3 protein-coding genes are annotated in these 2,238 nt (G+C 68.2%); 1 reads left to right on the plus strand and 2 read right to left on the minus strand.

What is annotated here, in order from left to right:
• The coding region (locus tag V7D28_RS14975) for an ATP-binding cassette domain-containing protein (protein WP_333588179.1) at positions 1-583 on the minus strand (583 nt) is incomplete at its 3' end.
• A gap of 205 nt (positions 584-788) precedes the next feature.
• Between V7D28_RS14975 and V7D28_RS14980 the strand changes: the two genes are divergently transcribed.
• Entirely contained in the window at positions 789-971 is a 183-nt protein-coding gene (locus tag V7D28_RS14980) for a CsbD family protein (RefSeq protein ID WP_333588180.1), read from the plus strand.
• A 61-nt stretch (positions 972-1,032) separates the two neighbouring features.
• Here V7D28_RS14980 and V7D28_RS14985 read toward each other — a convergent pair.
• Positions 1,033-2,238 (minus strand): hypothetical protein (locus V7D28_RS14985; protein ID WP_333588181.1); only part of this gene is annotated, 1,206 nt, incomplete at its 5' end.

Here is a 2,238-nt window from a genome sequence, read left to right on the forward strand (position 1 = left end):
TCTCGGCGTCCAGGTGGTTGGTGGGCTCGTCCAGCAGCAGCATGTCGGGCTTGGACAGCAGCAGGCGGGCCAGGGCCACGCGGCGCTTCTCACCGCCTGACAGCTTGTCCACCGGCCAGTCGTTGGGCGGGCAGCGCAGGGCGTCCATGGCCATCTCGATGCGTGAGTCGATGTCCCAGAGATCACCGGCGTCCAGCTTTTCCTGGAGGGCGGTCATCTCCTCCATCAGCTCGTCGGAATAGTCCTCGCCCAGCTTGGCGGCCACGGCGTTGTACTGATCGAAGATTTTCTTCTCTTCGCACCAGGAGATGACATTGCCCCACACGTCCAGCTGGTCGTCGAGCTGGGGCTCCTGCTCGAGATAGCCCATCTTGGTGCCTTCGGCGGCGCGGGCTTCGCCGGAAAACTCCGTGTCGATTCCGGCCATGATCTTCAGCAGGGTCGACTTACCCGAGCCGTTGACCCCCACCACGCCGATCTTGGCGTCCGAATAGAAGGACAGCCAGATGTTCTCGAACACCTTCTTGTTGCCGGGATAGGCCTTGGTCAGGCCCTGCATCTGAAAAATGTACTGCTGCGCCATGGGTGTCGCTGCGCCCGCCTTGAAGGATTGTGGGATGTGGGAATTTTCGAACGCAGATAGCCCCCCGCGCCGAAAGGCGCAATGACCCCGCCGGCTGCGGGCTGGAGCGGGGCAAGCTCCACCCTGGGAACGACCTGACGCGCCCGCGCATTCATCTCCTCGAACGGCTGGACCTGTCCCGGCCCCCAAAACCTAGGAGATTCAGATGCATAAGGATCAAGTGGAAGGCGGCATGAAGGATGCCAAGGGCAAGCTCAAGGAAGGCGTCGGCAAGATGACCGGCAATGAGCGCATGCAGGCCGAAGGCAATGTGGACCAGGCCGAAGGCAAGGTTCAGAAGACGGTCGGCAATGTGAAGGAAGGCGTCCGCGACGCCCTCAAGAACTAGGGTCGACCCGCCTTTGATCGTGAAAACGCCGCCCCGAGGGGCGGCGTTTTTGCGTCAGGGCCTACCGCAGGCCACGCCGCGGCGGCGGCAGGGGCGCGGGCGCGAAGGGCTGGGGCGGACCATAGCTCTGATAGGCGCGATCATAGCCGTCATAGGCCCAGCCATATCCGTCCCCGTAAGGGGCGCCCGACAGCTCCATGGGCGAGGCGAAAAGGCCATAGGGCGCCTGGCGCGCCGGCTGGCAATAGAGCCCCTGGCCATAGCCATAGGGATCGCACGCATCCGAGGCATAGAGGTGGTTGGGCTGCAGGGTCGGCCGCGTCTGGCCCTCGAACAGCAGGCCGCCGCGGGGACCGCCGAAGCGGTTGTACTCGATCACCGGGGCGCCACCGGCGAAATAGCCGCCATATTCGTCCCCCCAGACCGCCGACTCGCGCACCGCCACCTCGCCCCAGTCGGAGATGATGCCCCGCCGGGCGCGGATGCGGCTGCGCACCAGGTCGAGCCGCGCGCCGCGGTCCACATAGACGCCGGTGATGAAGCCGCCGATATAGCTGTTGCGAACCACCAGCTTGCCGCCGCCGCTGCGCAGGCCGCGAACGGTGACGCCCGTGGAGCCCGGCAGGCTCCCACCCTCGGCGATGACGCCCACCTGGGTCAGCCGGCTCTCGCCGGCGGCCGGCGTGATGTCCAGGCCGCGGGTGTCGGCGGCGATCCTCACCCGGGTGAAGTCCAGGGTCGCTGTATCGGCCAGGACGGCGGCGTCGTTGCTGCGCGCCTCGATGGTGGTGTCACGCGCCACCAGCCGGCCGCCAGAGGCGAAGATCGCCACCGCCTCGCCCGAATAGCGGACATAGCTGCCCACCAGGGCCACCTCGGCGTCCACGGCCTCGATGCAGGCGCTGCGCCCGCCCTGGCCTGACTCGATCACCAGGTCGCGGAGCTCCACCCCGCGGGTTCCAGGCGCCACCCGGATGCAGGGCGCCCCGGCCGCCGGCGCCAGACGGGCGGGCTGGGCCTCGCCCCCGCCGAAGGCCGGCGCCCCCTCCCCCACGATGGTCACGGGCCGGTCAATATAGAGGGTTTCGCGGCAGACCCCGCCCCGGGCGCGGACGAAGAGCACCCCGCCATCGGCCAGGGCCCAGAGGGCGTCGGACAGGGGATAGGGCCCCAGAGCCGGATCGGCGCAGTCCACCACCACGCTGGAGAGGTAACCCCCCTGCGGCGCATAGGGGCCATAGGGCCTGGGCGGCCGATGGGGCGGGCG

This window comes from Phenylobacterium sp. (genome assembly GCF_036723115.1).
Lineage (GTDB): Bacteria > Pseudomonadota > Alphaproteobacteria > Caulobacterales > Caulobacteraceae > Phenylobacterium.